The following is a 326-nucleotide window of genomic DNA, read 5'->3' as shown; positions in this document are numbered from 1 at the left end:
CGAGGTAGATAGGTTCGGGGTGGAAGTGCAGCAATGCATGGAGCTGACGAATACTAATCGGTCGAGGGCTTAACCTAATAAATGCCCCACAAAGTGAAGATAAGGCTTCGAAGCAGAGTCCGAGTACTTTGCGGGGACCCCGATCATGGATGTGCAATGGATAAATCGCTGAATTCGCTACTAGTTTTCAGGGAATAATATAACTGTTCCCAAAAACATAAAAATGTGTTATACTAAATGTTGTGCCATATTCCCTGATAGCTCAGTTGGTAGAGCACTCGGCTGTTAACCGAGTTGTCACAGGTTCGAGTCCTGTTCGGGGAGCC

Annotated in this window: 1 tRNA gene; it reads left to right on the top strand. The window is 46.3% G+C overall.

Annotated elements, in window-relative coordinates:
* Positions 1-251 precede the first annotated feature (251 nt).
* Positions 252-324: transfer RNA gene (locus tag FS806_RS25435), tRNA-Asn, on the top strand.
* Positions 325-326: the final 2 nt, after the last annotated feature.

The organism is Paenibacillus sp. 32O-W (genome assembly GCF_007679495.1).
In the GTDB taxonomy this organism is placed as follows: domain Bacteria; phylum Bacillota; class Bacilli; order Paenibacillales; family NBRC-103111; genus Paenibacillus_L; species Paenibacillus_L residui.
Note: the sequence above shows the minus strand (reverse complement) of the source record. Positions and strands in the feature narration are given on the sequence as shown.